This is a genomic window from Hydrogenophaga sp. (genome assembly GCF_041633695.1).
GTDB lineage: Bacteria > Pseudomonadota > Gammaproteobacteria > Burkholderiales > Burkholderiaceae_C > Hydrogenophaga.
Genome location: NZ_JBFJMY010000272.1, coordinates 1 through 5,769, shown reverse-complemented (window position 1 = coordinate 5,769; position 5,769 = coordinate 1). Strand labels below are relative to the sequence as shown.

Sequence of the window (5,769 nt, the reverse complement as noted above, 5' to 3'; positions counted from 1 at the left end):
CCGCACTTCGCCGTCGCCCAGCACCACGTACTTGAGCGACGTAAGCCCCTCCACACCCACCGGGCCACGGGCGTGGAACTTGTCGGTGGAAATGCCGATTTCGGCGCCCAGGCCGAATTCAAAACCATCGGCGAAGCGGGTGCTGGTGTTCACCATCACGCTGGCCGAATCCACCTCGCGCAAAAAGGCTTGCGCGTGCAAGTGGTTGGTGGTGAGGATGGCGTCGGTGTGGTGGCTGGAATAGTGGTTGATGTGGGCGATCGCCTCGTCCACGCCGGCCACCAGCTTGATGCTGATGATGGGCGCCAGGTATTCCTCGAACCAGTCCTGCTCGGTCGCGTCTTTCAGCACCGCGCCCGGCACAGCGGCCAAGATGGCTTTGGACTCTGCGCAACAGCGCATCTCCACGCCTTTGGCGGCGTACACGGCGCCGATCAACGGCAAGAATTCGGCCGCCACAGCCCGCGCCACCAGCAGGCTCTCAACCGCGTTGCAAGGGCTGTACTTGTTGGTTTTGGCGTTGTCGGCCACCTTCACCGCCATGGCAACGTCGCAAGGCTCGTCCACATAGGTGTGGCAATTGCCGTCCAGGTGCTTGATCACCGGCACCTTGGCTTCGGCGCTGATGCGCTCGATCAGCCCCTTGCCGCCGCGCGGAATGATCACGTCCACATACTGCGGCATGGTGATGAGCTGGCCCACGGCGGCGCGGTCGGTGGTGGGCACGAGCTGCACCGCATCGGCCGGCAACCCCGCCGACACCAGCGCCTGCTGCACCAGCGCAGCCAGGGCGCGGTTCGAATCGATTGCCTCGGAGCCGCCGCGCAGAATGCAGGCGTTGCCGCTCTTGATCGACAGCGAAGCCGCTTCGATCGTCACATTGGGCCGGCTCTCGTAAATCATGCCGAACACGCCAATCGGCACCCGCATCTGCCCCACCCGGATGCCGCTGGGCATCTGCTTCAAGCCGGATATTTCGCCAATGATGTCGGCCATGGCGGCCAGCTGCTCGCAGCCCTGGGCGCAGGTTTCGATCACCTTGGGCGTGAGCTTGAGCCGGTCCACCAGGGGCTCGGCCAGTCCGGCGGCACGGGCGCGCTCCAGATCTTTGGCGTTTTCCACCTGCAAACCGTCCACATTGGCCCGCAACAGGGCGGCCAGGGAGCGCAGCGCCTGCAGCTTGGTAGCGGACCCCGCCTTGGCCATCAGCGCCGAGGCCGCCTTGGCCTGGGAGCCCAGGGTATTCATGAGTTCGGTGGTGTTGGTCGCGTTCATGGATGGGATTTTCGCAGAGGTGCACGGAAATGTCCTGGCGTGAGGTCGCGCCCCCGGCGAATCCGATGGCGGTCCAGTGGTGGGCAGCCGCGATCGGGCGGCTGGTCGGTCTCGGCAACCGGGCTCGAAGCGCCCACCATGGATTGCTGCGAGTAATGGGGGGCGCGTGTCTGCGATCGGTCGCTTCTATTGCCCCAAGCAGATCAAAATCCCCGCGCCTTCAACCATCCGCGCCCTGGTAAAGCCACCCACAGGCACCCTGAGCATGCCGATTCAGCCGTTAGCTCGCCAGCGACCAGGCGTGACCCCCATCCGACGCCGGAACGCCTCGGTGAAGTGCGATTGGCTCGAAAACCCGACGCTGCCAGCAATTTCTGCCAGCGAGCGGCCCCGCTCCGAATGGAGCATCCAGCGGGCCGATTCGATGCGCCGCTCCGTGACGTAGGCGTGTGGTGAGATGTCAAATGTGGCCTTGAACGCTCGCGCGAAGTGGGCCGGGCTCACCCGCACGAGCTCAGCCAGAGTCACAACCGACAGATCACTGGCCATGTGTTGCTCGATGTAATCGCGGACAAGCGTGCGGTCGGCCATCGACATCTTTGCCGTGGACCTGACGTTGCCCTGGTGGCTCCACGCACCATGCTGTTCGCCCAAGAAGCCCAGCAATGCGAGCGTGAGGCCCTGAGCGTAGAGCGTGCCCAGCGGCCCTCCGGCCTCCGCCTCGCTCCACAGCGACAGTGCAAGTCCGACAAGCCGGTCATCGAACAATTCGTGCGCCGTGGGCAGGCGAAATCCTCCGCTGTGCGCATGCAACAGTCCATTCACCAACTGCGTCGGAAACTGGACCCCAAGCACTTCGCCGGGAACGCCTTCCCAGCGCCCATGGTCGATGCAGTAACCCTCTCCATAGAGCTCGAACATTCTCTCGGCGGAATAAAGCTCCCGAACGTGGATTCCGCTTCGGTAGGTGCGCTTGCCCCGACCAGAAAGCGCGATCGCCAGAGAAGGGTGGATGACCGCATGGTTGATCACTTCCGCGCTGCCAGGCAGGGGCACTTTCATCATGGGCAGCCCCGCCCAGGCCGAATGGGCATTTTTCAATACCTCCGCCGGAGACGCGGCGTCGCGTCCAGCCACGGCGTCGTAAGTACCCCAGTCGGACTTCACGGTCATACACCTCCACAAACTTGGGCGGCTGAACGGCGCACAGCAGCCAGTAAAAATGCACTTTACTGCTCATTTTTCAGCATCCACAGTGGGATAACCCCTAGCCAGATCGCGCAATATCTCGATATCTGGGGTCATATTCTCGATATACACCGTTCAGAACCCAGCCTATCGTATCGCCAGGGTGCACACCCAGCAGAAATGTGCACTTTAATTCATTCCGGTGCGCAATTGCCCCGGCTGACCAACAACCCGAGGAGACAACGATGACGGAGTTCAAAGGACGGAAAGTGGACTGGAGGCTTGGCGGCACAGCGGCCAGCATCTTGTTCACGGCGCTGGTAACCGGCTGCGGTGGCAGCAGCAGCCCATCGACGGCCACCGCGCCACTGACTTGCGACGATTCCCTGAAGGCTTCATTCAAACCAGATGCGCAAACCACTGTGCTCACCGTGACAGCGTTCAAGAAGGGGGAGCCGCTGATCCTGAGCGGCGCCGCCAGTCCGAGCACGCCCATGGCGTCAAACGACATTTGCATGGTCAAGCTGAATGTCGGTCCGGGCAACCCTGGGCCGGCTGGCGCTCCGTCCACCTCGGAAGGCATTGGCATCGAAATCTGGCTTCCCGCGAAGGCGAACTGGAATGGACGCGTCCATGCGCTGGGAGGCGGAGGCTGGCAGGGCGGATCTGCAGGCTCCACAACCGCGATCGCGAGCAGCAGCGCTGCGGCCATTGCTGGCAACGAAGGGGCCGTGTCGTCGACGACCGATACCGGGCATGCCATCGCCGGCGCTGGCTCGTTCGCCATGAACCCGGACGGAACCATCAACAAGCCGCTGTGGACCGACTTCGCCTCGCGCGGCATCCACGAGCAGGCTGTGAAGACCAAGGCGTTGGCGACGGCCTACTACGGTTCGGCGCCGAAGTACGCCTATTGGGAGGGCGGATCCACCGGGGGCAGGCAGGGTCTGAACCTGGCACAAAACAACCCGACAGACTTCGACGGAATCATCGCAAACTACCCAGCGATCAACTGGACACGGTTTATAACGAGCGAGCTTTACCCGCAGATCGTGTATCAGCGGGACCTGAGTGGAACACCGCTCACCAAGGCACAGTCCGCCCTGGTTTCCAACGCAGCCATTTCGGCGTGCGACCTTGTAGGAGGCCAGCACCTGGGGTACATCGTCGATCCGTCGAGCTGCACCTACAACCCGGTACAGGATCCGAACGTACTCTGCACCTCCAGTGGGGGCAACAACGCGACTTCGGCCTGTGTCACCACAGCGCAAGCGCAGGCGATGAACAAGATCTGGTACGGCATGACGGCAGATGGCAGTGTGCCGGACCCGGCGACCGACAACGGCTGGATCGAAGCCTCGTCGAGTGCACTGATGGGGAGCGGCAACCACCGCTGGTTTGGCCTGACCCGAGGGACAACGTTCTACTCGCCAAACTTTGTAGGCCTTGCGAGCCCTGATATGGAGTTCCCCATCTCATCGGACGTGGTCGCGCTTGAACTCCAGAACTCGACGATCGCCGGATCCGGATTCGCCAATGCAACGGGCAACGGCCAATCGCTGTGGAAGCAGCTGTCGTATTCGCAACTGTCGAACGCCTACGACCGGGGCGTCGCGCTGCAAACAAACTTTGGCAACATCAACACGGACAGCCCGGACCTCTCGGCCTTCAAGGCCCGCGGGGGCAAGATGCTCACATGGCATGGACTGGCCGACGAGTTGATCATGCCGCAGGGCACGATCAACTACTACAACCGGGTCGCCTCGCAGATGGGGGGTCTGGCAGCGACACAGAGTTTCTATCGCCTTTACCTGGCTCCCGGCCTCGGACATGGAACACCCAACGGCACGGCGAATCCTTCGGCGGTTGTGCCGAACTTCGCGCCGGGCCAGATGTACACCCTGATCACCGACTGGGTCGAGAAAGGCATTGCACCAGACACGCTCACCCTTCAGACCACCAGCGGCAGCACGACGCGAAGCATGCCGACGTGCGTATTCCCGAAAAAGGTGTCCTACTTGAGCGGCGATCCGACCACGGCGGCAAGCTATAGCTGCTCCTGACCCGGGCAGTTCAAAGTTCTGGCGCCCGATGTGCGCCAGCGCTGCAGCTTGCGCCCAAGCGCCCGATGCGATCTGCATCGGGCGCTTGGGCCGTTGGGTTGCGACATTCAGAACGGAAATCGGCGCGGCGTGGTCTGCGCCTCGGCCTGAGCGGGGAAGCAGGTACCATGGCTGCGCCTCAAACCCACCTCCTGCAGTAGCCGGCGCCGATCGCGATGACTACGGCGCGGGAGTTTGCACAAGACCCAAGCGATGTTCCTACTGGATGCCTTTTCACCCGTTCAACTCGCCACGGTTGCTGCCGCGTATTTCATCGCCGCACTGGTCAAGGGCGTGACCGGTCTGGGCTATTCCTCGACCTGCTTGCCGATCCTGACGCTGGCATTCGGTTTGAAGGAGGCCTTGCCTCTGGTGCTGATCCCGTCGGTGGCGTCTAACCTGGGTGTCATGCTGAACACAAGCGGTTTCCGCGCCGGCGTGCAACGCTTCTGGCCCATGGTGCTGACGGCGGCCGCCTCGGTATTTGCCGGCCTCTGGGCGCTGACGAAAATGCGGAGCGAACACGCCGCCGCCCTGCTCGGCGTGGTGTTGCTGATCTACGTCGGCTTCGCCCTGGCGAATGCGCGCTTCCGCTTGAACGAGGCCCGGACCAGGCGGTTCGAACCGGTGATCGGTGCCGCGACGGGCTTTGTCAATGGCTTGACCGGATCGCAAGTCATGCCTTTGATTCCCTATCTGCTATCACTCGATCTGCCACGCGAACGCTTTCTGCATGCCAGCAACCAGTCCTTCACACTGTCGAGCGCGGCCATGTTCGTCGCCCTCGGCGCAACGGGCCTGATGACGGTGCCGGTGCTGGCCGTGTCCGCCTGCGGTCTGGTATTGGTGGCGCTTGGTGTAGGCATCGGACAGCGCATCAGCCGCCATCTGGCACCACAGGCGTTCCGGACGGCGGTGCTGATCGTTCTGGCCGTGCTCGGGCTGGGCCTGATCTTGCGGGCAGCTGGATGGCTTTGAGGCTCGGCCAACCAGAATCGCTAGATATCTCTACCCTCTTCGGCACCGTGATCCTGCGCAGTTCGGTAAATACGGCCATACCCGCCTTGCCGCCGAACACGGCCGCGCTCAGTCCGTATTCGAGGTCGTTGGCGCAGGCGATCGCCTCTTCGGTGTTCTTCACGCGCACCACGCATTTCACCGAACCAAAGGTGCCCTCGCAGTAGCACACACGGGCGTTTTTCTG

General features: G+C 62.8%; 5 protein-coding genes. 2 read left to right on the top strand and 3 right to left on the bottom strand.

What is annotated here, in order from left to right; translation table 11 throughout:
* Both ABYB95_RS15680 and ABYB95_RS15675 read right to left on the bottom strand, forming a co-directional pair.
* A partial coding sequence (locus ABYB95_RS15680; protein WP_372659500.1) for a glutamate-5-semialdehyde dehydrogenase occupies positions 1-1,284 on the bottom strand: 1,284 nt, incomplete at its 3' end.
* A 264-nt stretch (positions 1,285-1,548) separates the two neighbouring features.
* Positions 1,549-2,448, bottom strand: coding sequence for a helix-turn-helix domain-containing protein (locus ABYB95_RS15675; protein ID WP_372659499.1), 900 nt, complete (start codon positions 2,446-2,448; stop codon positions 1,549-1,551).
* Positions 2,449-2,708: 260 nt separating this feature from the next.
* Here ABYB95_RS15675 and ABYB95_RS15670 point away from each other — a divergent pair, with 260 nt between their 5' ends.
* Together ABYB95_RS15670 and ABYB95_RS15665 are read left to right on the top strand one after the other, a co-directional pair.
* Positions 2,709-4,526, top strand: a complete 1,818-nt coding sequence (locus ABYB95_RS15670) for a tannase/feruloyl esterase family alpha/beta hydrolase (RefSeq protein ID WP_372659498.1) — start codon at positions 2,709-2,711, stop codon at positions 4,524-4,526.
* Between the two features lie 252 nt (positions 4,527-4,778).
* A complete protein-coding gene (locus tag ABYB95_RS15665; RefSeq protein ID WP_372659497.1) occupies positions 4,779-5,543 on the top strand; it encodes a sulfite exporter TauE/SafE family protein in 765 nt (254 codons plus the stop codon).
* On the opposite strand, the gene ABYB95_RS15660 is transcribed toward ABYB95_RS15665, so the two are convergent.
* The coding region (locus tag ABYB95_RS15660; RefSeq protein WP_372659496.1) for an aldehyde dehydrogenase family protein at positions 5,443-5,769 on the bottom strand (327 nt) is incomplete at its 5' end. The two genes, ABYB95_RS15665 and ABYB95_RS15660, sit on opposite strands and share 101 nt — an antisense overlap.

Excerpts from the sequence above, each read along its gene's own strand:
- ABYB95_RS15675 (WP_372659499.1), bottom strand. The coding sequence starts at position 2,448 with ATGACCGTGAAGTCCGACTGGGGTACTTACGACGCCGTGGCTGGACGC.
- ABYB95_RS15670 (WP_372659498.1), top strand. The coding sequence starts at position 2,709 with ATGACGGAGTTCAAAGGACGGAAAGTGGACTGGAGGCTTGGCGGCACA.
- ABYB95_RS15665 (WP_372659497.1), top strand. The coding sequence starts at position 4,779 with ATGTTCCTACTGGATGCCTTTTCACCCGTTCAACTCGCCACGGTTGCT.